This window comes from Pseudomonas sp. UBA4617 (genome assembly GCF_002386445.1).
Taxonomy (GTDB): domain Bacteria; phylum Pseudomonadota; class Gammaproteobacteria; order Pseudomonadales; family Pseudomonadaceae; genus Aquipseudomonas.
In genome coordinates, this window is sequence record NZ_DGIR01000039.1 from 53,190 (window position 1) to 77,013 (window position 23,824).

Annotated in this window: 19 protein-coding genes and 5 tRNA genes; 19 read left to right on the top strand and 5 right to left on the bottom strand. The window is 63.8% G+C overall.

Annotation, left to right across the window (positions count from 1 at the left end; translation table 11 throughout):
- The 3 genes from B4L76_RS17620 to B4L76_RS17630 form a co-directional block, all read left to right on the top strand.
- The coding region (locus B4L76_RS17620) for an Ig-like domain-containing protein (RefSeq protein ID WP_296234262.1) at positions 1 to 1,321 on the top strand (1,321 nt) is incomplete at its 5' end.
- A gap of 173 nt (positions 1,322 to 1,494) precedes the next feature.
- Positions 1,495 to 2,247 carry a hypothetical protein gene (locus B4L76_RS17625; protein ID WP_296234264.1) on the top strand — a complete coding sequence of 251 codons (753 nt, stop codon included), beginning with the start codon at positions 1,495 to 1,497 and terminating at the stop codon, positions 2,245 to 2,247.
- On the top strand, positions 2,160 to 4,727 hold the full coding sequence (locus B4L76_RS17630) for a hypothetical protein (protein ID WP_296234266.1): 2,568 nt from the start codon (positions 2,160 to 2,162) through the stop codon (positions 4,725 to 4,727). Before B4L76_RS17625 ends, B4L76_RS17630 begins: the two co-directional genes overlap by 88 nt.
- 71 nt (positions 4,728 to 4,798) lie before the next feature.
- Here the strand turns inward: B4L76_RS17630 and B4L76_RS17635 are convergent, their stop codons facing one another.
- Positions 4,799 to 5,566 (bottom strand): hypothetical protein, encoded by a 768-nt coding sequence (locus tag B4L76_RS17635; protein WP_296234267.1) that lies wholly within the window; start codon positions 5,564 to 5,566, stop codon positions 4,799 to 4,801.
- Positions 5,567 to 5,851: 285 nt separating this feature from the next.
- On the opposite strand from B4L76_RS17635, the gene B4L76_RS17640 reads away from it, so the two are divergent.
- The 5 genes from B4L76_RS17640 to B4L76_RS17660 all read left to right on the top strand — a co-directional run bounded on the left by B4L76_RS17640 (position 5,852) and on the right by B4L76_RS17660 (position 6,415).
- Positions 5,852 to 5,927 (top strand) — tRNA-Glu (locus tag B4L76_RS17640).
- A gap of 4 nt (positions 5,928 to 5,931) precedes the next feature.
- Positions 5,932 to 6,007: transfer RNA gene (locus tag B4L76_RS17645), tRNA-Gly, on the top strand.
- 92 nt (positions 6,008 to 6,099) lie between these two features.
- Positions 6,100 to 6,175, top strand: a tRNA-Glu gene (locus B4L76_RS17650).
- 3 nt (positions 6,176 to 6,178) lie between these two features.
- Positions 6,179 to 6,254 (top strand) — tRNA-Gly (locus B4L76_RS17655).
- An 85-nt stretch (positions 6,255 to 6,339) separates the two neighbouring features.
- Positions 6,340 to 6,415, top strand: a tRNA-Gly gene (locus B4L76_RS17660).
- A 103-nt stretch (positions 6,416 to 6,518) separates the two neighbouring features.
- Here the strand turns inward: B4L76_RS17660 and B4L76_RS17665 are convergent.
- Both B4L76_RS17665 and B4L76_RS17670 read right to left on the bottom strand, forming a co-directional pair.
- Positions 6,519 to 6,932, bottom strand: a complete 414-nt coding sequence (locus B4L76_RS17665; protein ID WP_186689082.1) for a PA2817 family protein — start codon at positions 6,930 to 6,932, stop codon at positions 6,519 to 6,521.
- Positions 6,933 to 7,021: 89 nt separating this feature from the next.
- Positions 7,022 to 9,469 carry an acyl-CoA dehydrogenase gene (locus B4L76_RS17670; protein WP_296234271.1) on the bottom strand — a complete coding sequence of 816 codons (2,448 nt, stop codon included), beginning with the start codon at positions 9,467 to 9,469 and terminating at the stop codon, positions 7,022 to 7,024.
- Positions 9,470 to 9,671: 202 nt separating this feature from the next.
- Between B4L76_RS17670 and B4L76_RS17675 the strand changes: the two genes are divergently transcribed.
- The 3 genes from B4L76_RS17675 to B4L76_RS17685 all read left to right on the top strand — a co-directional run bounded on the left by B4L76_RS17675 (position 9,672) and on the right by B4L76_RS17685 (position 12,148).
- A complete protein-coding gene (locus B4L76_RS17675) occupies positions 9,672 to 10,295 on the top strand; it encodes a glutathione S-transferase (RefSeq protein ID WP_296234274.1) in 624 nt (207 codons plus the stop codon).
- 144 nt (positions 10,296 to 10,439) lie between these two features.
- A complete protein-coding gene (locus B4L76_RS17680) occupies positions 10,440 to 11,372 on the top strand; it encodes an ABC transporter ATP-binding protein (protein WP_170028897.1) in 933 nt (310 codons plus the stop codon).
- Positions 11,369 to 12,148: an ABC transporter permease gene (locus B4L76_RS17685; protein WP_296234275.1), complete on the top strand. Its 780-nt coding sequence runs from the start codon at positions 11,369 to 11,371 to the stop codon at positions 12,146 to 12,148. Before B4L76_RS17680 ends, B4L76_RS17685 begins: the two co-directional genes overlap by 4 nt.
- Here B4L76_RS17685 and B4L76_RS17690 read toward each other — a convergent pair.
- Entirely contained in the window at positions 12,032 to 12,658 is a 627-nt protein-coding gene (locus tag B4L76_RS17690; RefSeq protein WP_296234276.1) for a DUF2062 domain-containing protein, read from the bottom strand. The two genes, B4L76_RS17685 and B4L76_RS17690, sit on opposite strands and share 117 nt — an antisense overlap.
- Positions 12,659 to 12,800: 142 nt before the next feature.
- On the opposite strand from B4L76_RS17690, the gene B4L76_RS17695 reads away from it, so the two are divergent.
- From B4L76_RS17695 to murB, 8 genes are all read left to right on the top strand, one after another.
- A complete protein-coding gene (locus B4L76_RS17695) occupies positions 12,801 to 15,014 on the top strand; it encodes a DNA internalization-related competence protein ComEC/Rec2 (RefSeq protein ID WP_296234277.1) in 2,214 nt (737 codons plus the stop codon).
- A gap of 169 nt (positions 15,015 to 15,183) precedes the next feature.
- Complete coding sequence (locus B4L76_RS17700; RefSeq protein ID WP_170028901.1) at positions 15,184 to 15,819, top strand: MotA/TolQ/ExbB proton channel family protein; 636 nt, start codon at positions 15,184 to 15,186, stop codon at positions 15,817 to 15,819.
- The gene (locus tag B4L76_RS17705; RefSeq protein WP_296234280.1) at positions 15,816 to 16,250 is read left to right on the top strand and encodes an ExbD/TolR family protein; all 435 of its coding nucleotides are present in this window, start codon (positions 15,816 to 15,818) and stop codon (positions 16,248 to 16,250) included. Before B4L76_RS17700 ends, B4L76_RS17705 begins: the two co-directional genes overlap by 4 nt.
- Positions 16,250 to 17,251, top strand: coding sequence for a tetraacyldisaccharide 4'-kinase (gene lpxK, locus B4L76_RS17710; RefSeq protein ID WP_296234281.1), 1,002 nt, complete (start codon positions 16,250 to 16,252; stop codon positions 17,249 to 17,251). The genes B4L76_RS17705 and lpxK overlap by 1 nt, the downstream gene beginning before the upstream one ends.
- Before the next feature lie 44 nt (positions 17,252 to 17,295).
- Positions 17,296 to 17,481: a Trm112 family protein gene (locus B4L76_RS17715; protein WP_003247142.1), complete on the top strand. Its 186-nt coding sequence runs from the start codon at positions 17,296 to 17,298 to the stop codon at positions 17,479 to 17,481.
- Positions 17,478 to 18,242, top strand: a complete 765-nt coding sequence (gene kdsB, locus B4L76_RS17720; RefSeq protein ID WP_296234301.1) for a 3-deoxy-manno-octulosonate cytidylyltransferase — start codon at positions 17,478 to 17,480, stop codon at positions 18,240 to 18,242. The genes B4L76_RS17715 and kdsB overlap by 4 nt, the downstream gene beginning before the upstream one ends.
- Positions 18,242 to 18,706: a low molecular weight protein-tyrosine-phosphatase gene (locus tag B4L76_RS17725; RefSeq protein ID WP_296234302.1), complete on the top strand. Its 465-nt coding sequence runs from the start codon at positions 18,242 to 18,244 to the stop codon at positions 18,704 to 18,706. The genes kdsB and B4L76_RS17725 overlap by 1 nt, the downstream gene beginning before the upstream one ends.
- The gene (murB, locus tag B4L76_RS17730; RefSeq protein WP_296234303.1) at positions 18,703 to 19,722 is read left to right on the top strand and encodes a UDP-N-acetylmuramate dehydrogenase; all 1,020 of its coding nucleotides are present in this window, start codon (positions 18,703 to 18,705) and stop codon (positions 19,720 to 19,722) included. Before B4L76_RS17725 ends, murB begins: the two co-directional genes overlap by 4 nt.
- A 163-nt stretch (positions 19,723 to 19,885) precedes the next feature.
- Here murB and rne read toward each other — a convergent pair whose 3' ends face one another.
- Positions 19,886 to 23,140, bottom strand: coding sequence for a ribonuclease E (gene rne, locus B4L76_RS17735; protein WP_296234304.1), 3,255 nt, complete (start codon positions 23,138 to 23,140; stop codon positions 19,886 to 19,888).
- Positions 23,141 to 23,824: the final 684 nt, after the last annotated feature.

Consider the following 23,824-nt stretch of genomic DNA (forward strand, 5'->3'; position numbering starts at 1 on the left):
GTTGCAACCGCTGGACAAGGTGCGTATCGAGGTGTCAGGTAAGCATCCGGATGCACAAACGCACACAGTGACTCAGGGCGGGGAACAGCGTTTCAAGATTGACCATGCCGTGATCAAGGCAAATGAGAATGACAGCATAGGGGTAATGTATGTCGTGCTGCCAGGCGGCAATCCGCCTGAGAAGCGCTCGGGTACTGTCGAATACGATGTGCAAATGGCGCCGAGTATCGTCAGTGTGCAGGACAGTCTGGGTGATGTAGCGAACAACGGCTTCACGTTCGACTCCAGTGTGACGGTCACTGGCAAGGCGAGTATCGGGCAGCGGGTTGAACTGTTCGACGGTACCACGCCAAAGGTCCAGGCACCGGTTGACAGCAGCGGCATTTGGACCGCTGTGGTGTCTGCCCTGGCGGTCGGCCAACACTTGGTCAAGGCTGTGGCCTTGTACGGCAGCAAGCTGGAGTCGGGGGGGCATGGCTTTGAAGTGCGTCAAGGTGCCACGCCGGTCATCAGCCGTGTGGTCGATAGCAAGGGCCAGCCGATTGGCAATGGTGGCCGCACCTATGAGACCGGGCTCACACTCGATGGTACTGCTCAAACCGGGCTGCAAGTGCAGATCCTGGACAATGGCACGCCCAGGACCACGGTAGCCGCGCCGGGAGGTAACTGGCAGGCACCGCTTTCGGCACTTGCCACCGGCCGTCACGCCTTCACGGCGAAAGGCCTCTACGGTAACCAGCCGGTGTCCGGCGAGTGGATCGTCACAGTCGAGAACAGGCCGCCGTTGGTGATCGATACCAGCACCATGGTGCTCGACGGCAGAGTGTTCGTGCGCGGGGATGATGGCCAGGGGCCCAGTACGCCACCCGCCAACGCAGCGCGGCAGCGCGTGGCCAGTGGCGGTGTACCACCCTATAGCTACAGCTCGAGCAACACTGGCGTGGCGAGCGTCGATGCCAGCGGTACCGTAAGGTCGCGTGCCAATGGCAGTGCTGTCATCACCGTGCGCGACCAGGCGCAGCAAGCGGTGAGTTACAACGTGACAGTACAGAATGTCGTTCGCATGTACCTCATGGGCTCTTCCCAGTACATTGTCGGGTGGGATCAGCGCATTTTCATGAGCGACTTGCGGGAAGTGTTCAATCAGTACAGGGCAGGCGGTGGGCTTGGCCAGCTTGGCTGGCCGGGCGGGACGTACTGGTCCCGGGATCAGCGCCAGTACGGGCTGCGTCAGCAAGCTCAGCACAAGGACATGGACGGCGGCGGAGAGGGATGGTCCGCACAGATCGGGCCTTCGTTCCCAGGGATCAGGTTAGGGTAAAGGCATGCCTTGATGTGAAGTAACGGCATTGCAGGCTTGGCCTGCAATGCCGTTTTGCTTCAGGTATGAATATCTGCCGTCTGTTTTTACCTGGCATTTCTGCCAGTAGCGTCGGTTTATGGCGCGACGTTCAATGTTGCGTACTTCATCCTCACTCGGAAAGGAGCTGCGCAATGTTGGACACTGATCAAAGGGCAGGCAAAACCACTGCTCTGGCTTCGGGCGCAGGGCCCTTGCTGCTCGACGAACTCTCCATTCCCGGCGCCACCGGCCCGGTGCCCAGCGGTGAGTGGGGAATCAACCTTGCCGCTGCTCATGAAAACTTCCCCAGGCAAGGCCTGCAGTTATATGTCCCGGCATGGCCGCAAATGGGCCGCGGTGACAGGGTCCGGGCCATGGCCGGCAGTGACGAAGTCGACAGCGTGACCATTACCGAGGAACTGGTGGACCAGCGCCAGACGCTCTTCGTTCCGCCAGGCCACTTGCAGACTGGCGCTGCTGAACTCAGCTATCGGGTCAAGCGCCTGGGCCAGGTAGAGGAGCCCTCGGCGGTAACCAAGATCTACGTCAAGCTCGAGCGCCCCGGTGGCCAGGACCAGGATGGCTCCAACCCCGGCCATTCCGAACTCAAATTCACCCTGCCGGACGACGTCGGCAACGATGGGGTGGACGCGGAGCGCGCCAGGCAGGGGGTGGAAGTGACCATCCTGCCGTATCCGTTCATGGCCGAGCACGACAAGATCCGCCTGAGCTGGGGCGGAGTGTTCGTTGAGCACCTCGTGAAACTGGAAGAGGTGGGCAATGCCATCCCGATCCTGGTTGAGGAAGCGGTCATTCTGTGGTTGACAACCGCTCCGAGGATTGGAGCGCCGAGCAGCGGGTGGTTGTCGACACCGGTAACGCGCGCCTTGCCCCCGCTATCGTGAAAGAAGCCAAGAACAACGTTCTCGATCTGGAGCTTCTGGGAGAGGCCAATGCAACGTTGCAGGTGGTGGCGTTTGCTGAGCCGTTCGCGGTGGACGACAGCATCGTTGCCAACCTGTTCGGTGAGACCGAGGATGGGCGTCCCGTGAACATCTCCTATCCGCCCCAGGTCGTCGAGAGCGTGCCGGGGGTGGTCGAAATCCCGATTGCCAATGCAGATGTGCGCCAACTGGCCAAGACCCGGGCGAAATTCAGCTATGAGCTGGTCAAGTCGGAGGCGGCGCGCCAGAGCATGGGTGCGCTGGCTTATCAGCAGCAGCGGGCCGAAGGTGCCTACAAGTCCAGAGGGCAGTTCGTCTCTATTGCGGGTGAAGCGGTGCGCCTCCCTGCGCCGAAGGCAGTGGATGCCCAGCAGGGAATGCTGGACCCGACACTGCCAGAAACCACCATCGACGTGCCCTGGGACGACAGCATGCAGGCGGGCGATGTGATTACCTTGGTCTGGGAGGGCGAAAAGCCGGACCTTACGCCCTATTTCCCGGAAATCCCCCCCCACGACATCAGCAACGGCGAGGCAGGCCGCAAGGAGCCGATTCCGTTTACGGTCGATGGCAAGCACCTGAAGGCGATCGAGGGCGGCAAGCTGGTGCTGCACTACACCCTGGAGCGGGACGGTCAGTCGCCGCGCAGGTCGGAGCGCACGATCACCTTCAGCGTCGGCGAGCCACGGGCCGAGCTGGCCAGGCCAAGTGTGAACCATGCAGAGGAACAGGGGGATGGCAGCTGGGTGCTCGATCCCGAAAAGGTACCGGTCGGTGGTACCAGGCTGGTGGTGCAGCGCTATGCGCGCATCGCCATAGGCGATGTTCTGTACTTCAGTTGGAAGGGCAAGGATGAGGGTGCTTCGCTGGAGGATTCGATCAATATTACCGCTTCCAACATTGGTCGCGAGCAGTTCGAGCTGACCGTCAGCAAGGCACTGGTCATCGCCAATAATAGTCACGATGTAGTGGCGTCTTATTGGGTCGAGCGGGCGGATGGGGGCGGGGTGAGTACTTCCGAGCCGTTGAATTTATGGGTGGGCGCGCCTGTGCCGCTCATCACCTCGGTGGAGGATGCCGTAGATGGGCCGATTGCGGATCAAGGGAGCACCTATGAGACGACGGTGACCCTGTCGGGGCGCGCTACGCCAAATGAAGAGGTACAGATTATTGATGGAACCGTTGAGCGCAAGCCCGTACCGGTCGATGGCAAAGGGGCCTGGACAACCGACCTGGACGACTTGGTCATCGGTAGTCATGCCATCAAGGCCAAGGCTTTGTATGGTAACCATGGCGAGTCTGAGGTATGGACGTTCAGCGTGCTTGAACACAGGGTCCCGACCATCGAAACGGTAACAGACGTCTACGGGAAGGTGGAAAATGGCGGCACCACATTTGCCACTGAAATCACGATAGCAGGGACGGCGACGCCGAATCGGCAGGTGACGCTGAATGATAACGGTGAGCCCGCTGATAGCCCGCAAACCAACACGGCAGGAAAGTGGAGCACTACGCTCAAGGACCTCGATGCTGGCAGGCATGAACTGAAAGCCGTTGCGCAGTATGGGGATGGCCCTGACTCCACGCCCTTTACCTTTACCGTGGAGACAGCGACCAAGCCCGTCATTACAGGTGTGACCGACAGCAACGGTACGCCGGTTGAAAACGGTGGGGAGAGCTACCTTGCCGACCTGACGCTCGAGGGCACGGCGCATGCGGACCAGCAGGTGCAACTGCTGGTTGACAGCAAACCAGGCGATACCGTGACGGCAACGGCGGGGCGGTGGACATTGCCAGTGAGGGGGTTGAGCAAGGCGTCGCATGAGCTGGTGGTGAAGGGCCTGTATGGTGGGCAGCCGCAATCCGAGCCCTGGCGAGTGAATATCGTGGAGGTGCCGGCGCTGGAGATAGACACTTCGACGATGCAGCTCAGCACTGAGCGCGGGATGTTTGTCTATTACAACGGTACCGAGCTGTTCCGACCAGGCGAAGCGCCCAGCGGCTCTTATGCAACTCGCCAGGCTACCGGAGGTGTGCCACCGCTGACGTATCGCTCCAGCGCGCCGGACATTGCCCGAGTTGACCAGAACAGTGGTTTGGTCGAATCCTTTGGTAATGGTCGTGCGACCATTACCGTGGAAGATGCGTTGCGCCAGACGGCTGCTTATGAGGTAGTCGTCAGCAATGTCATTCAGTTTGTGCTGCTGCCGGAGGGGACCTTTACGGAAGGGCAGGAGTTGAGGTTTGACTCCAACTTTTTCTGGAAAGTACTTACATTCGGCGGGGATAGACTTGAATCACTCGGCCTGCGCAAACGCTACTGGAGCGGATCGGTGGGGAAGCTTCCAGGCAAGGCGATTGCGATTGACTTCAGTGTGGTCCCCGAAATACTTGATCACTTGCCTGTCGCTACCCGGTTGCCGGCGCTCGGTCCACGCTGACTAGCTGTATCAACCTGCATGAATGCGGTGGCATCCTCACCGTATTCGTGCAGGTTCCTGACCGGTTTCGCTCAATCGTAGATCACCCGCTTCTTCCAGGTCTCTTCGTCATCGGTCTTGAGCCCCTGGGTCAGTTCGTTCTGCTCGTTCTCCGCCGGCTCCATCTTTTCCAGCACCTGGGCATTGGCCCGGGCCAGCAGTTTCTCCAGGTAGGTCAGCTGCTCTTCATAGGCCTTCGGCTCCGGCTGCTTGCGCAGGTACTGCACGCCGCGCTCGAAGGCCAGGCGGGCCTGACCCGGCTGGCCGTTCTGCAGCGCCTGCTGACCCAGGTTGTTGAAGAACTCGATATGCAGCAGTACCAGAATATGGCGAATCTCCCTGACCCAGTGCTTGGCCTCGGGGGTGGGCAGGAAGCCCTCCTGGGCGGCGCGGGTCACCTGGCTGTGCAGTGCCTCCAGCAGAAAGCGCACGTCCTTGGCCTTGACCTCGGTCTGGATCGGGCCGGGCGGGTTGCTTACCGGGATCTTGGCGCCCAGGGCAATCAGCCCCTCAAGTTCGGCAATGCGTGCCTTGAGTTCGGCGTTGTGCTTGTCCAGCGCCAGCTGGCGCTGGTTGAGGTTGAGCTCCAGGCGAGTCAACAGCAGCTTCAGCGCCGGGGTCATGAACTGGCCGGGGAAGGTCTCGGTGATTTCGCCACAGCGGCGCAGGCGGTCGGCCAGCTCGATCTTCAGCCGGGCGCGCTCGAGCTTGTTGTTCTCGACCACATTGTTGAGGTAGCCGATCACGATCAGCAACGCGATACCCGCCACGATGAGCAGGGTGATCAGAAGTGGGGTCACCGTTAATGCCTCGTTGAAGATGAATCACACCCTTGAGTGTAGTAAGTTCGCCTGGGGACGAACAGCCACCGTGTACCTGTGCCAACCTCTTTACAGGCAGGCCTCCCTTATATCGGCCGCGGCTTCCGGATCTGCACCCCGCGTCCGGAAGTCGTTGATTTAAATAAATTTCTACAAAGGGGTTGACGCCCCTACGAAGCATCCATAGAATGCGCGCCACTTGCAGCGTAAAGCACACAGCGAAACGCGGCAGGCAGTGAAAGCAGGCAGCGATGCCAGCAGCGTGTCCCCTTCGTCTAGTGGCCTAGGACACCGCCCTTTCACGGCGGTAACAGGGGTTCGAGTCCCCTAGGGGACGCCAAATTGCGGGAATAGCTCAGTTGGTAGAGCACGACCTTGCCAAGGTCGGGGTCGCGAGTTCGAGTCTCGTTTCCCGCTCCAGTTTATCCGGCAGCGCCTTGCGGCGAGGCAGGAAAAGAAAATCCAGGCTGAATCGTGAGGTTCATGTTCTGGTGCACTGAAAAGTGTTGTGTGTCCCCTTCGTCTAGTGGCCTAGGACACCGCCCTTTCACGGCGGTAACAGGGGTTCGAGTCCCCTAGGGGACGCCAAATGCGGGAATAGCTCAGTTGGTAGAGCACGACCTTGCCAAGGTCGGGGTCGCGAGTTCGAGTCTCGTTTCCCGCTCCAGTTTAAATACTGTGGCGTTCGTACGGTGCAGTGGTGGTGGAGGTCGTAAAGGCGCTCACGCCGATAAGCGGTAAAGCTTAAAATTGCGGGAATAGCTCAGTTGGTAGAGCACGACCTTGCCAAGGTCGGGGTCGCGAGTTCGAGTCTCGTTTCCCGCTCCAATTCAGAAAACGCCACCTCTTTTGAGGTGGCGTTTTTTTGTCTCTCGAAAAATGCTGCGGCTAAACAGGCCGCGCATGTTTCATCGCAGCCTGTGCGTTGCGGTCAGTGTGTGCTGGCGGGGCCTTGTTGGGCGCCCAGCAGCTGCTTTTCCAGGTTCCAGTCGAACGGCTCGCCGGCCTGCTCGGCTTCGTAGCGGCGTTCTTCCAGTTGCTGGTACAGCTCCAGTTCTTCGTCAGGCATGAAGTGCAGGCAGTCACCGGCAAAGAACCACAGCAGGTCGCGGGGTACCAGGTGGGCGATCTGCGGGTAGCGCTGGATCACCTGGCAGATCAGGTCTTGGCCCAGGTACTGGCTTTGCAGCGGGTCTTGCGGCAGCAGGGTCAGCAGTTCGTCGAAGCGCTCGAGGAACAGGGCGTGGCTTTCCTCCGGTACCTGATCCGCTTCACCCAGGGCGACCAGGATGGTGCGCAGGTGGTTCAGCAGTTGCAGGTGGTATTCCAGATGGGGGTTGGCCATGGTGGCGGTCCTCGGTGTGGTCGAAACGGGCGCGGAGTATACGCGGGATGGGGAAGGGGCCGCAAAGCAGCCCTTCCCGGCAGTGCAGATCAGCGAACCTTGCCCGGTTCCGCCAGCAACTGGGCCTTGTCGAAGGCATCGACATCGATCACTGCGCGGCGTGCCTGTTCCGCTGCGTGCAGGCGTTGCCCTTCGCCTGGCTGCAGCACAGCGCTGTCGACCGCTGCGTCGATGGCCGACTGGCCGGGTGCGGGTTGCACTCGGCCTTCCTTGATTGCCTGATGCAGCGCCTTGTACAGCGGGGCGGTCTCGTCCAGCAGGTCGCTGGCGCGTTGCAGCGCCGCCACCGGGTCGCCGTCGGCCTGTGGTCTGAAGCAACCGGCAAGCAACTCCTCCAGTGCCGGGTCGCCTTTGTTGCGGCCGATCAATGCTGCAACCTCGGCATCCAGCTCGTCGCTCGGCCCGGTATGGCGGCGACCGAAGGGGAACACCAGTACCCGCAATGCACAACCGACAAAGCGGTTTGGGAGGTTGTCGAGCAGGCGGTCCAGGGCCTTTTCCGCCTGGCCCAGGCTTTCTTCCATGGCCCAGCGCAGCAGCGGCTGCATGTGCTCCGGCGAGCCCAGGTCGTGGTAACGTTTGAGCGCGGCGCTGGACAGGTACAGGTAGCTGAGTACATCCCCCAGCCGCGCGCTCAGGCGCTCACGGCGCTTGAGTGCACCGCCCAGCAGCATCATCGACAAGTCCGCCAGCAGTGCAAAAGCTGCAGCCTGGCGGTTCAAGGCGCGGAAGTAGCCTTGGCTCAGGGTGTCCCCAGGCACGCTTTCCAGGCGGCCCAGCCCCAGGTTGAGTACCAGCGTGCTGGCCGCATTGCCGGCAGCGAACATGATGTGTTGCATCAGCAGGTCGTCGAACTCGCGCAATGCCTGGCCGCGGTCCTCACGCCCGGCCAGGGCCATTTCCCTGAGCACGAACGGGTGGCAGCGGATGGCACCCTGGCCAAAGATCATCAGGTTACGCGAAAGGATATTGGCACCCTCTACCGTGATGAAGATCGGCGCACCTTGCCAGTTGCGACCCAGGTAGTTGTTGGGGCCCATGATGATGCCCTTGCCGCCGTGCACGTCCATGGCGTGCTGGATGCATTCGCGACCGCGCTCGGTCAGGTGATACTTGAGGATCGCCGACAGCACCGAGGGCTTCTCGCCCAGGTCGACCGCCTTGGCGGTCAGCAGGCGCGCGCTGTCCATCAGCCAGGCGTTGCCACCGATGCGCGCCAGCGATTCCTGAATGCCCTCGAAGGCCGCCAGCGGCACATTGAATTGTTCGCGGATGTTGGCGTACTGGCCGGTGACCAGGCTGGTGTACTTGGCCGCGCCGGTGCCCACCGCGGGCAGGGAGATGGAGCGGCCGACCGACAGGCAGTTCATCAGCATCATCCAGCCCTTGCCGAGCATGGCCTGGCCGCCGATGAGGAAGCTCAGCGGCACGAACACATCCTTGCCGCTGTTGGGGCCGTTCATGAATGCGGCGCCCAGTGGCAGGTGACGCTTGCCGATGTCCACGCCGGGCGTGTCGGTCGGGATCAGCGCCAGGCTGATGCCAAGTTCTTCCTGTTCACCGAGCAGGTGGTCCGGGTCGTAGGCCTTGAAGGCCAGGCCCAGCAGGGTAGCGACCGGGCCGAGGGTGATGTAGCGCTTTTCCCAGTTCAGGCGCAGGCCGAGCACTTCCTCACCCTGCCATTGGCCCTTGCACACCACGCCGCTGTCGGGCATGGCGCCAGCGTCAGAGCCGGCCAGCGGGCCGGTCAGGGCGAAGCAGGGGATTTCCTCGCCGCGGGCCAGGCGCGGCAGATAGTGGTTGCGTTGCTCGTCGGTACCGTAGTGCAGCAGCAATTCGGCCGGGCCGAGAGAGTTGGGCACCATCACCGTGGACGCCAGGTCACCGCTGCGGGTCGCCAGTTTCATCGCCACCTGTGAGTGGACGTAGGCCGAGAAACCTCTGCCGCCATATTCCTTGGGGATGATCAGGGCGAAGAAGCCATGCTGCTTGATATGCGCCCAGGCTTCGGGCGGCAGGTCCATGTCCTGACCAATCTGCCAGTCGCTGACCATGGCGCACAGTTGTTCCGTCGGGCCGTCGATGAAGGCCTGTTCTTCTTCGGTCAGCTGTGGTGCCGGGTAGGCAAGCAGGGTGTGCCAGTCGGGGCGGCCGCTGAACAGCTCGCCGTCCCACCACACGGTGCCGGCGTCGATCGCCTCGCGCTCGGTCTGCGACATGGGCGGCAGGGTGTGCTGGAACCAGTCGAACACCGGGCCGGTGAAGACCTTGCGGCGCCATTCTGGCAGCGCCACCAGGGCAATTTTCAACGCCAGCACTATCCACAGCAGGGTCAGCAGCCAGCCGGGGGCACTGCTGAAAATGCCCATCAGCAGCACGTAGGCGGCCATGCTGCCAAGAATCTGCAAGGGCGCCAGGCGCCGGTGCGTAAGGTATGCCGCGCCGACCACCAGTACCACCAACCACAACAGCAACATAATCGGTCCTCCTTGGAACCAGGGGCTTGAGCCGTCCCGGTTAGCTTAGACGCAACGCTGTGGACGACAGGGTCAGAACAGTGACAAGGGTGGGACGTCGGGAGTTTCAGTGCGCCTTGTGCGATGCCGTTGATTGGGTCGGTACAGGCGACGAAAGTCTGGAGTAGACTGTGCCACCTCCGCATTTCATAAGGACGTTGCCATGCTGAAGATCTGGGGCCGCAAGAATTCGAGCAATGTGCGCAAGGCGCTGTGGATCGCCCACGAGCTGGGCCTGGCATTCGAATCAATCGACGCCGGTGGCGCTTTCGGCGTGGTCAATGAGCCGCATTACCGGGCGCGCAACCCCAACGGCCTGGTGCCAATGCTCGAAGACGGTGACCTGACCCTGTGGGAATCCAATGCCATCGTCCGCTACCTGTGCGCCGAGTACGGCGCGGAGCAGGGCTGGTATCTCCAGGACCCACGCCAGCGCGCCCTGGCCGACAAGTGGATGGACTGGGCCACCTCGTCCTTCGCCGGCCCGTTCCGCCCGTTGTTCTGGGGCCTGCTGCGCACCCCCGAAGACCAGCGTGACTGGGTGGCGATCAATGCCGCGCACAAGCAATGCGCCACGTTGCTGGCCATCGCCGACGAAACCCTGGCCAGGCAGCCGTACCTGTCCGGCGAGCGCATCGGCATGGGCGACATCCCACTGGGCAGCTTCATCTATGCCTGGTTCGAAATGCCCATCGAACGCCCGGCCATGCGCCACCTGCAAGCCTGGTACGAGCGCCTCAAGGAACGCCCGGCCTACCAGGCGGCGGTGATGACAGCGCTGACCTGATCGAACACCACGCATGCCTCGATAGTCATTATCAATAGATGTGACTGTACTTGTGCGGCCGGGCCAAGCACCATTGGCCGCACTCACTGCGCCAGTGACTTTGCCTGGCGTGTCCTGCACCTTTTTTCTGGTAAGTGACCCGCTATGAGTTCTGCCCTGTCGATCCGACAGTTGACCAAGACCTACGGCAACGGCTTCCAGGCCCTCAAGGGCATCGATCTGGATGTTGCCGAAGGCGACTTCTTCGCCTTGCTCGGCCCCAACGGCGCCGGCAAATCCACCACCATCGGCATCCTCTCGACCCTGGTCAACAAGACCAGCGGCACGGTCAACGTATTCGGCCATGACCTCGACCGCGAACCGGCCGCGCTCAAGCGCTGCCTGGGCGTGGTGCCGCAAGAGTTCAACTTCAACCAGTTCGAGAAGACCTTCGACATCGTCGTGACCCAGGCCGGGTACTACGGCATCCCGCCCAAGCTGGCCAAGGAGCGCGCCGAACAGTACCTGACTCAGCTGGGCCTGTGGGACAAGCGCGACGTGCAGTCGCGTTCGCTGTCCGGCGGCATGAAGCGCCGGCTGATGATCGCCCGTGCACTGATCCACGAACCGCGCCTGCTGATTCTCGACGAGCCCACCGCCGGCGTGGATATCGAACTGCGCCGCTCGATGTGGAGCTTCCTCACCGAGCTGAACCAGAAAGGCATCACCATCATCCTCACCACCCACTACCTGGAAGAGGCCGAGCAGCTGTGCCGCAACATCGGCATCATCGACCACGGCACCATCGTCGAGAACACCAGCATGCGCCAGCTGTTGGGCAAGCTGCATGTCGAAACCTTCGTCCTCGACCTCAAGCACGACCTGGCCACGGCGCCAGCGCTGCAGGGTTACCCGTGCCGCCTGCTGACCCCGCATACCCTGGAAGTGCAAGTGGACAAGGACATCGGCATCACCGCCTTGTTCGGCCAGCTGGCGCTGCAGAACATCGAGGTCCAGAGCCTGCGTAACAAGACCAACCGACTCGAGGAGCTGTTCGTGTCCCTGGTGGAAAAAAACCTGTCGAAGGTGGCGGTATGAGTGTCGAGCTGCGCACCAACTGGGTCGCCCTGAATACCATCGTCTACCGCGAAGTGCGGCGCTTCCTGCGCATCTGGCCGCAGACCCTGCTGCCGCCAGCGATCACCATGGTCCTGTACTTCGTCATCTTCGGTAACCTGATCGGTCGGCAGATCGGCGACATGGGGGGCTTCAGCTACATGGAGTACATCGTGCCGGGGCTGATCATGATGTCGGTGATCACCAACTCCTACGGCAACGTGGTGTCGAGCTTCTTCGGCAGCAAGTTCCAGCGCTCGATCGAAGAGCTGATGGTATCGCCGGTATCGCCGCACACCATCCTCATCGGTTATGTGCTGGGTGGGGTGCTGCGGGGCCTGGCGGTAGGGGTGATCGTGACCTTCCTGTCGCTGTTCTTCACTCACCTGCAGGTACACCACCTGGGCGTGACCGTGGTCGTGGTACTGCTGACCGCTACCATCTTCTCGCTGCTGGGCTTCGTCAACGCGGTGTTCGCACGCAACTTCGACGACATCTCGATCATCCCCACCTTCGTGCTGACGCCGCTGACCTACCTGGGCGGGGTGTTCTATTCGATCAACCTGCTGCCGCCGTTCTGGCAGACCGTGTCGCTGGCCAACCCGGTGCTGCACATGGTCAACTCGTTCCGCTACGGCATCCTAGGGGTGTCGGATATCAGCATTGGCACGGCGATTACCTTCATGCTGGTCGCCACTGCGCTGCTCTACCTGCTGTGCGTTCGCCTGCTGGTCAGCGGCCGCGGCATGCGTGCGTGAACAGCGGAGTTTGCGCCGGCGCCATTGCCGGCCAATCCACCAGCGCCAGTACAGCAGGGTGGTGAAGTAGCCGGCGATGCCGAGCACCACCCCGCACACCACCGACCCCAGCAGGAATGGCTGCCACAGGGTGGCCAACTGGTCGGTGATCCAGTCGAAGGTCAGCGCGTCGGGCAGCGTACGTGGCGGAACCTGCATCAGCCAGGCGCCGGTCATGTAGGTGACGAAGAACACCGGTGGCATGGTCAGGGGGTTGGTCAGCCAGACCAGGCTCACCGCGATCGGCAGGTTGCCACGTACCGGAATCGCCAGCGCGGCCGCCAGTAGCATCTGCATGGGAATGGGGATAAGGGCGGCGAACAGGCCGACCCCCATGGCGCGGGCTACCGAGTGCCGGTTCAGGTGCCAGAGGTTCGGGTCGTGCAGCAGCTTGCCAAAAAAGCGTAAGGACTTGTGTTCGCGAATGCTGGTCGGATCCGGCATGTAGCGTTTGAAAAGTCGGCGCGGCATGTAGGCTCCCGGAGCGTTGATCCGGTCAGTATGCCCTGATTCCCGATCAGCCTCTTTTAGAGTTTGTGACAATTGTTGAGCAAGCGCTGTCGGCAAATGAGCTATGCCTCAGAAGGTGATTGCGCTTCTGGAGCCCTACCTCATGCGCACAGGGATGTTTGCGCTCGCGCTCGGGCTGTTGTGCCTGGGCTTTCTACCCATGTTGCCGTCGGTCGGGTGGCTGGTGCTGCTCGCGCTTGGCGGTGGCGTCTGCCTGTTCACCCGCCTGTGGCCGCTGGGCTGTTTCCTGCTGGGCCTGTGCTGGGCCTGTGGCTCCGCCCAGGCGGCCCTGGCTGATCGCCTGGCAGCCGGCCTGGATGGCCGTACCTTGTGGCTGGAGGGCCGCGTGGTCGGGCTGCCGACGCGCACGGCGCAAGGGGTGCGCTTCGAGCTGCAAGGTGCCCGCTCGCGACGGGCCGAACTGCCGCAGCGCCTGCAATTGAGCTGGTTCGACGGGCCAGCGCTGCGCGCGGGCGAGCAATGGCGGCTGGCGGTGACCTTGCAGCGCCCGGCCGGGCTGCTCAACCCACATGGGCCGGACCTGGAGGCCCGGTTGCTGGCGCGGCGGGTCGGGGCCAGCGGTACGGTCAAGGCCGGGCAACGGCTGGCACCGGTTGACGGTGGCTGGCGTGACACCCTGCGCCAGCGCCTGCTGGCGGTCGAGGCTCACGGCCGCCAGGCAGCGCTGGCAGCCTTGGTGCTCGGCGACGGCTCCGGCCTGCCCCGGCAGGACTGGCAGACATTGCAGGCCACCGGCACGGTGCACCTGCTGGTGATTTCCGGCCAGCACATCGGCCTGGTTGCCGGCTTGCTGTATGGCCTTGTCGCCGGGCTGGCGCGCTGCGGACTGTGGCCGGCCCGGCTGCCCTGGCTGCCTTGGGCGTGTGGCCTGGCCATGGCCGCGGCACTGGCTTACGGCTGGCTCGCCGGTGCCGGCGTACCGGTGCAGCGTGCCTGCCTGATGCTGGCCGTGGTGCTGCTCTGGCGTTTGCGCTTTCGCCACCTTGGCGCCACCTTGCCGTTGCTGCTGGCGCTGGTGGCCGTGCTGCTGGTTGAACCGTTGGCCGCGCTGTTGCCCGGTTTCTGGCTGTCGTTTGCGGCTGTGGCCACGCTGGTCTATTGCTTCAGCGCGCGGCTGGGCGGCTGGCGCCCCTGGCAGGCCTGGACGCGCGCCCAATGGGTGATTGCCATTGGTTTGCTCCCGGTGCTGCTGGCCACCGGCTTGCCGGTGAGCCTGAGTGCGCCGCTGGCCAATCTTGTGGCAGTGCCGTGGGTCAGCCTGGCAGTGTTGCCGCTGGCGTTGCTGGGAACGTTGCTGCTGCCGCTGGGTGGGGTAGGGGAGCAACTGTTGTGGCTGGCGGGCGGCTTGCTCGACGGGCTGTTCCGGCTGCTGACGCTGGCGGCGCAGCAGCGCCCTGCGTGGCAGCCGCCAGCTCCGCCGCTGTGGGCCTGGCTGCTGGTCTGCCTGGGCACGTGGCTGTTGCTGTTGCCCCGAGGTGTGCCGCTGCGTGGCCTGGGTGGGGTCATGCTGCTGGCACTGTGGGTGCCGAGGGCGACAGTACCGCTCGGGCAGGTCGAAATCTGGCAACTGGATGTCGGCCAGGGCCTGGCGGTGCTGTTGCGCACCCGGCATCACAACCTGCTGTACGACGCCGGTCCGGCCAGGGGCGAAACCGACCTGGGCGAACGGGTGGTGCTGCCTACCCTGCGTAAGCTCGGGGTGGGTAGCCTTGACCTGATGTTGATCAGTCACGCCCATGCCGACCATGCTGGCGGCGCAGCGGCGATACAACGTGGCATGCCGGTGCGGCGGACGATCGGTGGCGAAGCGCTTGAAAATGTTCCGTTGCAGCCTTGTAGCAGCGGCGAACAATGGGCCTGGGATGGCGTGCGTTTCTCGCTGTGGCGCTGGGCTGACGGGAAAAGCAGCAACGACCGATCCTGCGTGTTGCTGGTCGAGGCGCAGGGCGAGCGCCTGCTGCTGGCGGGTGACATGGAGGCCGCTGCCGAGCAGGCCTGGTTGGCGGCCACCGACACCCCCCGTATCGATTGGCTGCAGGCGCCGCACCATGGCAGCCGGAGTTCCTCCACCGAGGCCTTCATCCGGGCCACGGCACCGCGCGGGGTGCTGGTTTCGCGAGGACGTAACAACAGCTTCGGGCACCCGCATGCGCAGGTGGTCGAGCGTTATCGGCGGCATGGGGTGATGATGCATGACACGGCCGAGCATGGCGCGTTGCGGTTGGTATTGGGAAGGCAGGGGAAGGTTGAGAGCGTAAGAGAGCAGCGGCGGTTTTGGCGGGTTCCGGCACAGTGAGGTGCAGGGGTTTGCAGGTGCTTGCCTTTACATTTTCAGCGCTTGTCCGAGCCGATACCGAACCCCAGGCATACCCTTTTTGCCCTCCAACAATTCCCTGACCTTCGGCAGATGAGCCTCCGGCGCGCCTATGGTAGAGTGGCGGCCTTTTTCCGAGGGGGCGTTTACTGTGTGGGAATTGGTCAAGTCCGGTGGTTGGATGATGCTGCCGATCATTCTGAGTTCCATCGCCGCCATGGCTATCGTCGTCGAGCGCCTGTGGACCTTGCGTGCCAGCCGCGTCACCCCGCCGCACCTGCTGGGCCAGGTCTGGATGTGGATCAAGGACAAGCAACTGACCAGTGACAAGCTCAAGGCCCTGCGCGCCGATTCGCCGTTGGGCGAAATCCTCGCCGCCGGCCTGGCCAACTCGCGCCACGGCCGCGAAATCATGAAGGAATGCATCGAGGAGGCCGCCTCGCGCGTCATCCACGAGCTGGAACGCTACATCAGTACCCTTGGCACGATTGCCGCCATGGCCCCGCTGCTGGGCCTGCTAGGCACCGTGCTGGGCATGATCGACATCTTCAGCGCCTTTATCGGCTCGCAGATGACCGCCAACGCGGCAGTGCTGGCAGGCGGTATCTCCAAGGCCCTGGTCACCACCGCGGCTGGCCTGATGGTCGGTATCCCGGCGGTGTTCTTCCACCGCTTCCTGCTGCGCCGCATCGATGAGCTGGTGGTGGGCATGGAACAGGAAGCGATCAAGCTGGTGGAAGTGCTGCAGGGCGACCGTGAAGTGGAAGTGGCCGGAGGCAAGGCGTGAAGTTCCGGCGCAATCGCCAGCGGGAGAACGTCGACATCAACCTGGCGTCGCTGATCGACGTGGTGTTCGTGCTGCTGCTGTTCTTCGTGGTCACCACCACCTTCACCCGCGAGACCCAGCTGCGCGTGGAGCTGCCCGAGGCCACCAGCGCCGAGCCGACCCCTGCCGAGCAGGGCAAGCTGGTGGAAATCACCATCAGCGCCGACGGCGTGTATTCGGTGAACAACCACCTGTTGCCCAAGAGCGACCTGGCCACCCTGAGCGAAGCGATCGAGCGTGAATCAGGCGGCGACAACAAGCTGCCGCTGGCCATCAGCGCCGATGGCAAGACCCCGCACCAGGCTGTAGTCACCGCGATGGATGCCGCCGGCAAGCTCGGCTTCAGCCAGTTGCGCATGACCACGGTCGAGGCGGCCCAAGGCACGCCCTGATGGCTTTCACCGACCGCTTGCTCGCGGCCTGGTACGCCGGGCACCCGGCCCTGGCGCTGCTGCGCCCGCTGGAGGCGCTGTACCGTTGCGTGGTGATCCGCAAGCGGGCGCGTTTCGTACGTGGCAAAAGCGCCAGCTACCGGGCCCCGGTGCCAGTCATCGTGGTGGGTAACATCACTGTGGGCGGTACCGGCAAGACACCGATGATCCTCTGGCTGATCGAGCACTGCCGCCGACAGGGACTCAAGGTCGGCGTGGTCAGCCGTGGCTATGGCGCCAAGCCGCCGCAGCTGCCATGGCGCGTGCAGGCCGACCAGCCCGCCGAACACGCCGGCGACGAACCGCTGCTGATCGTGCAGCGCAGCGGCGTGCCGCTGATGATCGACCCCGACCGCTCCCGGGCGGTGCAGGCCTTGCTGGCCAGCGAGCCCCTCGACCTGATCCTGTGTGACGACGGCATGCAGCACTATCGCCTGGCCCGCGACCTCGAACTGGTGTTGATCGACGCCGCCCGTGGCCTGGGCAATGGCCGCTGCCTGCCGGCGGGGCCGTTGCGCGAGCCGGCCGAGCGCCTGCGTGACGCAGATGCGGTGCTGTTCAACGGCAGCAGCGAAGACCGCGCCGATGGCTTTGGCTTCTGCCTGCAACCCTCCGCCCTGGTCAACTTGCGCAGTGGCGAACGCCGCGGGCTTGACCATTTCCCCGCGGGCCAGCGCCTGCATGCGGTGGCCGGCATCGGCAACCCGCAACGTTTCTTCAATACCCTGCTGGGGCTAAACTGGCAGCCGGTGCCGCATCCCTTTGCCGACCATGCGCGGTTCAGTGTCGAAAGCCTCGCCTTCGCCCCGCCGCTGCCACTGGTCATGACCGAGAAGGACGCGGTGAAATGCCGGGCCTTCGCCGCCGACGACTGGTGGTACCTGGCCGTCGAGGCACAGCCTACGGCGGCTTTCGGCACCTGGTTCGACAACCAGTTGCAACGCTTGCTGCGCAAGCCCTGAGCCCGTTTTCAATGTTCGGCCACCTGGCCTGAAGGAAACCTCCAATGGACACCAAACTGCTCGATATCCTGGCCTGCCCGATCACCAAGGGCCCGCTCAAGCTCAGCGCCGACAAGACCGAGCTGATCAGCAAGGGTGCCGGCCTGGCCTACCCGATCCGCGACGGCATTCCGGTCATGCTGGAAAGCGAGGCACGCACCCTGACCGACGACGAGCGTCTGGACAAATGAGCCTGAACTTCACCGTGGTGATTCCTGCCCGCCTGCGCTCCACGCGCCTGCCAGGCAAGCCGTTGCTGCCAATCGCCGGCAAGCCGATGGTCCAGCATGTGTGGGAACAGGCGCGCAAGAGCAGCGCCGGCCGCGTGGTCATTGCCACTGACGATGCCAGCATCGTCGAGGCCTGCCGGGCCTTTGGCGCCGAGGTGCTGCTGACCCGAGCCGACCACGAGTCGGGCACCGACCGCCTGGCCGAAGTGGCCGCGCACCTGGGCTTGCCGGCCGATGCCATCGTGGTGAACGTGCAGGGCGACGAGCCACTGATTCCGCCAGTGATCATCGACCAGGTGGCAGCCAACCTGGCCGCCCATCCGCAGGCCGGCATCGCTACCTTGGCCGAGCCGATCCATGAGCCGGAAACCGTGTTCAACCCCAATGCAGTCAAGGTGGTCAGTGACAAGCATGGCCTGGCCCTGACCTTCAGTCGCGCGCCGCTGCCCTGGGCGCGCGACGCGTTCGCCAGCGACCGTAACCAGCTGCCGACGGGCGTGCCTTACCGCCGCCACATCGGCATGTACGCCTACCGTGTCGGCTTCCTGCAGGACTTCGTCAGCTGGGGGCCGTGCTGGCTCGAGCAGGCTGAATCGCTGGAACAGCTGCGCGCCCTGTGGCACGGCGTACGCATTCACGTCGAGGACGCCATCGAGGCGCCTGCCGTAGGCGTGGATACCCCGCAAGACCTGGAGCGCGTACGGCGCTTGCTGGAGGCCTGATGCGCGTTCTGTTCGTCTGCCTGGGCAACATTTGCCGTTCGCCCACGGCCGAAGCCGTGCTGCGCCATCAATTGCAGGCTGCCGGGCTCGCCGACAAGGTACAGGTGGCTTCCGCCGGCACCGGTGACTGGCATGTCGGCAAGGCGCCTGACAGCCGTACCTGCAAGGCGGCGCTCGCGCGCGGCTATGACCTGTCGCAGCAGCGCGCCCAGCAGGTCAAGGCCGCGCATTTTGCCGAGTATGACCTGATCCTCGCCATGGACGAGAGCAACCTCAGCCATCTGCGCGCCCTGCGCCCGCACACGGCAACAGGCGAGCTTGACCTGTTCCTGCGCCGCTATGGCGCAGCGCTGGATGAAGTGCCAGACCCGTACTATGGCGGCGCCGAAGGCTTCGAGCAGGTGCTCGACCTGGTCGAGGCGGCGTGCCAGGCGCTGGTGCTGGAAATCAAGGGGCGGCTATGACACTGCAGTGGCAGGAGCAGGTATCGCTCAAGCCTTACAACACCTTCGGCATCGATGTGAAAGCGCGCTATTTCAGCCCGGCACATGACGACCAGGAAGTGCGTCAGGCATTGAGCCAGGCGCAGCAGCACGGCTTGCCGCTGCTGGTGATTGGCGGTGGCAGCAATCTGTTGCTGACCAAAGATATCGACGCCTGGGTATTGCACATGGCCAGTCGTGGCCGGCGTGTGCTCAGTGACGATGGCGAACGGGTCGTGGTCGAGGCCGAGGCTGGTGAGCCCTGGCATCCGTTCGTGCAATGGACCCTGGCGCAGGGCTATTGCGGGCTGGAGAACCTCAGCCTGATCCCTGGCACGGTTGGCGCCGCGCCGATGCAGAACGTCGGCGCCTACGGGGTGGAAATCAAGGATGTGTTTGTCGGCCTGACCGCCCTGGACCGCGAGACCGGCGCGCTGCGTGACTTCGGCCTGGCGGAATGTGCGTTCGGGTATCGCGACAGCCTGTTCAAGCGCAACCCTGGGCGCTGGTTGATCCTGCGCGTGCGTTTTGCCTTGAGCCGCACCTTGCACGCCCGCCTGGACTACGGCCCGGTGCGTCAGCGCCTGGCCGAGCAGGGCGTGACCGAGCCAACCGCACTGGCGATCAGCGAGGCGATCTGCAGCATTCGCCGCGAGAAGTTGCCAGACCCGGCAGAGCTGGGCAATGCCGGTAGCTTCTTCAAGAACCCAGTGGTAGCGGCGGCCCAGGTCGAGCGTATTCGGGCACAGTACCCGAGCGTGGTGGCTTATCCCCAGGCCGACGGGCAGGTGAAGCTGGCAGCCGGCTGGTTGATCGAGCAGGCCGGCTGGAAGGGCTATCGTGAGGGCGATGCCGGGGTGCATCGACTGCAGTCGCTGGTGCTGGTCAACCATGGCCAGGCGAGCGGGGCGCAGATGCACGGGCTGGCGCGGCGGATCCAGGCCGATATCCTGGAGCGCTTCGGCGTCGAACTGGAGATGGAGCCCAACCTCTACTGACCGGCCTGGCCTGTCAGGTTCACTGTATCCCCGTGTAGAAACGGCCTTGTGTCGCGAAGGGCCGCTCCTGCAAGGCGGCGTGCAGGCGCTGACATGCAACAGAAGCCCAAGAAAAAGCCCCGCCAGTTCGCACTGGCGGGGCTTTTTCATTCAGCCTTGGCTATCAACCGTGATGAGGCTTTTGCTCATCGGTGGATTCCAGGGCTGGTTCTCCGGCCGCTGCAGCAGCTTCCTGTGCAGCCTTGGCTGCCGCCTCGGCCTCACGCTTGCGGCGACGCACTTCACGTGGATCGTTCGGCGCACGGCCGTTGGCCAGCATGACAGTGGCAGGCTCTGCCGCGACAGGGGCTGCGACCGGTGCAGGCTCGACGATCATCGGGGCAGGCTCGGCGACTGTTACTTCTGGCTGGGCTTCGACAACCGGCGCAGGCTGCTCGGCAACCGGGGCGGCTTCGACCACGACCGGTGCCTGTTCGATTTCACCGGCCTCGACGGCAGGCGCTTCGGTAACCACAGGCTCGGCAGCAGGCGCGGTTTCGACCACTGGCTGCGGGGTGACCTCGACCACTGGTTCGGCGCTCGCTTCGACTGCAGCCACAGGCTCGTTGAACGGTTGCTCGACCACAGGTGCCACGGCGACTTCTTCCGCTTTGGCTGCTGCTTCGGCCTGTTGTACAGGCTGGGCAGCTTCGCTGTTGTCGGTTTCTGCGGCGGCGACTTCAGCGGTAGCCTGCTCGGCCTGTTGGTTGGCCTGGGCTTCGGCTTCGGCGCTGATGTTGCTGCTGGCAACAGCGGCGGTCACGGCCAGGCCGGCGGCCAGCTCGGCACCCAGCTCGGTGGCCTGATGCTGTTGTGGCTGCTCTTCGTGGCTTTCTTCTTCGCTGCCTTCGATCAGCTCGCCATTGACGTTGCGCTGACGCTCACGACGGTTGCTGCGACGACGCTGGCCACGGGAGCGGCGGCGTGGGCGCTCGCCATCGGTGCCTTCCTGGTCGTCCTGCAGCAGCTCCTCGTTCGGCAGTTGCTCTTCGGCCAGCTCGGCAGCCTGCACGGCCGCTTCTTCGGCTGCGCGTGGCTGGCGCTCTTCACGTGGTGGGCGTGGGGCGCGTTCTTCCCGTGGTGCACGTTCTTCACGCGGAGCCCGCTCTTCGCGAGGGGTGCGTTCTTCACGTGGAGCGCGCTCTTCGCGAGGGGCGCGTTCTTCACGCGGAGCGCGCTCTTCGCGAAGGGCGCGTTCTTCACGCGGGGCACGCTCTTCACGTGGTGCACGTTCTTCACGCGGAGTACGCTCTTCGCGGGCTACACGTTCTTCACGCGGCTGGCGATCCTCGCGCTCGACAGGGGTGGCGTCCAGCGGCTCACGCAGTTCACGCACGCGCTCTTCGCCACGGTTGCCGCGGCGGTCTTCGCGTGGTTGGCGTGGGGCGCGCTCTTCACGCGGAGCACGCTCTTCGCGTGGGGCGCGTTCTTCACGTGGTGCACGCTCTTCGCGCGGTGCACGTTCCTCGCGTGGCTGGCGCTCTTCACGTGGTGCACGCTCGGCACGCTCTTCGCGTGGCTTGCGTTCCTCGTCGCGGCGGCCGTTGCGGTTGCGGCTCTGCTGGCGGCCGTTGCGGCGTTCTTCGTTGCGCGAGCTGCGCTCGGTAGCCGGTTTCTCTGCGGCTGGTGCGACCGGCGCGGCGGCAGGCTCTTCCTTGCCGGCGAACAGGCTGACCAGCGATTTCACCAGGCCCTTGAACAGGCTCGGCTCCGGCGCGCTCGGCGCAGGTGTGGCCGGTGCGGCTGCCTGCGGCTCTTCAACGGCGGTCGGAACCGGCGCATTGGCGCGTGCCGGGGCGGTCTTCACCGCGGCTTCCTGGCGCACCAGGGTGCGGGTCGCGGTGGGCTGCGGCGCCTCTTCGGCTTCGGCAGCGGCGATTTCGTAGCTGGACTGGTTGCTCAGCACTTCCGGGTTGTCGTCGCGCAGGCGCTGGACTTCGAAGTGCGGGGTTTCCAGGTGGTCGTTCGGCAGGATGATGATGCGCGCACGGGTGCGCAATTCGATCTTGGTGATCGAGTTGCGTTTCTCGTTGAGCAGGAACGCGGCGACCGGGATCGGCACCTGGGCGCGCACTTCGGCGGTGCGGTCTTTCAGGGCTTCTTCTTCGATCAGGCGCAGGATGGCCAGCGACAGCGACTCGACGTCGCGGATGATGCCGGTGCCAGAGCAGCGCGGGCAGACGATGCCGCTGCTTTCGCCCAGCGACGGACGCAGGCGCTGGCGCGACATTTCCAGCAGGCCGAAGCGCGAGATGCGGCCAACCTGCACGCGGGCGCGGTCGGCCTCCAGGCATTCGCGGACGCGTTCTTCCACGGCACGCTGGTTCTTCGCCGGGGTCATGTCGATGAAGTCGATGACGATCAGGCCGCCGATGTCACGCAGGCGCAGCTGGCGGGCGATTTCCTCTGCCGCCTCCAGGTTGGTCTGCAGGGCGGTTTCTTCGATGTCGCTGCCTTTGGTCGCACGCGCCGAGTTGATGTCGATCGACACCAGGGCTTCGGTGGGGTCGATCACGATCGAACCGCCGGATGGCAGGTCGACCACGCGCTGGAAGGCGGTCTCGATCTGGCTTTCGATCTGGAAGCGGTTGAACAGCGGCACGCTGTCTTCGTACAGCTTGACCTTGCTGGCGTACTGCGGCATCACCTGACGGATGAAGGTCAGCGCTTCTTCCTGGGCGTCGATGCTGTCGATCAGCACTTCGCCGATGTCCTGGCGCAGGTAGTCGCGGATGGCGCGGATGATGACGTTGCTTTCCTGGTAGATCAGGAACGGCGCGGCGCGGTCCTGGGACGCTTCCTTGATGGCGGTCCACAACTGCAGCAGGTAATCGAGGTCCCACTGCATTTCTTCGCTGCTGCGGCCAAGGCCGGCGGTGCGCACGATCAGGCCCATGTCACCCGGTACGGTCAGGCCGTTCAGGGCTTCGCGCAGTTCGTTGCGTTCCTCGCCTTCGATGCGGCGGGAGATGCCACCGGCGCGCGGGTTATTCGGCATCAGCACGAGGTAGCGGCCGGCCAGGCTGATGAAGGTGGTGAGGGCGGCGCCTTTGTTGCCGCGCTCTTCCTTCTCGACCTGGACGATGACTTCCTGGCCTTCGCTCAGCACTTCCTTGATATTGACCCGCCCTTCGGGGGCCTTCTTGAAGTATTCGCGGGAGATTTCTTTCAGCGGCAGGAAGCCGTGACGTTCGGAGCCGAAGTCGACGAAAGCGGCTTCGAGGCTGGGTTCGATGCGGGTGATCTTGCCTTTGTAGATGTTGGCCTTTTTCTGCTCACGCGCGCCGGACTCGATGTCCAGGTCGTAGAGACGTTGGCCGTCCACCAGGGCTACACGCAACTCTTCGGGTTGAGTTGCGTTAATCAGCATTCTTTTCATGTTGTACCGTCGGTTTCCGGGCTGCCGGAAACGGCGTTCGGCACACACGACGTCTCATGGTCGGTGCCAAGGTGCGCAAAGGGTGGCCGGGCCACCCCCGTGTCGAGCAACGTTCGGCACCAGCCGGTTGCCCAGCCTGCCGTTGTCGCGACGACGCGTCCTGTTTGCTGCGGTGCCAACAAGGCCCCGGTGGCTTCGAATTGGAATCCGAATCAACCAAGCGGGCCTTGTGCACTCAGTCAGGAGGAGGAATCAACCGTCAGCCGTGGACGCCCGGAGGCATCTGTTCAGGACCTTATCCGCTCGCCAGCCGTCAGTGGCTGGTGGCCGGACGCGGTGCTACACGGTCCGAGGGCTGTGCATCTCCACCCTGCACGTATCCCTGATAATTCGGGTGCTGCCGCGCGCTGAATCCGCAACGGGTTGCATTTTTCGCCAGCGCAGGTTCTGCGCTGGCGCCATTCATGTCCAAGGCAGGTATTTCCGAAGCATTCGCCGGGCGTTACGTGGAAGCGACGGGCGGGCAGAGGTGCAGCGAAAAGAATCGGGTAAGCAGGTGAAACACCGCACTTGTCGTTTTTTTTCGGTCTTCTCTACACGGCGCTGGTGGCGATTCCAGGCAATTCGGTAAACTGGCGAAAACCCCGTAGGACGGCCTCGCGTCCTGGAGAATTGCGTTGGTCA

What these genes read in the sequence shown, in the direction of transcription:
- B4L76_RS17625 (WP_296234264.1), top strand. Translation starts at nt 1,495, where the DNA reads ATGTTGGACACTGATCAAAGGGCAGGCAAAACCACTGCTCTGGCTTCG.
- B4L76_RS17665 (WP_186689082.1), bottom strand. Translation starts at nt 6,932, where the DNA reads ATGGCCAACCCCCATCTGGAATACCACCTGCAACTGCTGAACCACCTG.
- B4L76_RS17670 (WP_296234271.1), bottom strand. Translation starts at nt 9,469, where the DNA reads ATGTTGCTGTTGTGGTTGGTGGTACTGGTGGTCGGCGCGGCATACCTT.
- B4L76_RS17675 (WP_296234274.1), top strand. Translation starts at nt 9,672, where the DNA reads ATGCTGAAGATCTGGGGCCGCAAGAATTCGAGCAATGTGCGCAAGGCG.
- B4L76_RS17680 (WP_170028897.1), top strand. Translation starts at nt 10,440, where the DNA reads ATGAGTTCTGCCCTGTCGATCCGACAGTTGACCAAGACCTACGGCAAC.
- B4L76_RS17685 (WP_296234275.1), top strand. Translation starts at nt 11,369, where the DNA reads ATGAGTGTCGAGCTGCGCACCAACTGGGTCGCCCTGAATACCATCGTC.
- B4L76_RS17690 (WP_296234276.1), bottom strand. Translation starts at nt 12,658, where the DNA reads ATGCCGCGCCGACTTTTCAAACGCTACATGCCGGATCCGACCAGCATT.
- B4L76_RS17695 (WP_296234277.1), top strand. Translation starts at nt 12,801, where the DNA reads ATGCGCACAGGGATGTTTGCGCTCGCGCTCGGGCTGTTGTGCCTGGGC.
- lpxK (WP_296234281.1), top strand. Translation starts at nt 16,250, where the DNA reads ATGGCTTTCACCGACCGCTTGCTCGCGGCCTGGTACGCCGGGCACCCG.
- B4L76_RS17715 (WP_003247142.1), top strand. Translation starts at nt 17,296, where the DNA reads ATGGACACCAAACTGCTCGATATCCTGGCCTGCCCGATCACCAAGGGC.
- kdsB (WP_296234301.1), top strand. Translation starts at nt 17,478, where the DNA reads ATGAGCCTGAACTTCACCGTGGTGATTCCTGCCCGCCTGCGCTCCACG.
- B4L76_RS17725 (WP_296234302.1), top strand. Translation starts at nt 18,242, where the DNA reads ATGCGCGTTCTGTTCGTCTGCCTGGGCAACATTTGCCGTTCGCCCACG.
- murB (WP_296234303.1), top strand. Translation starts at nt 18,703, where the DNA reads ATGACACTGCAGTGGCAGGAGCAGGTATCGCTCAAGCCTTACAACACC.
- rne (WP_296234304.1), bottom strand. Translation starts at nt 23,140, where the DNA reads ATGAAAAGAATGCTGATTAACGCAACTCAACCCGAAGAGTTGCGTGTA.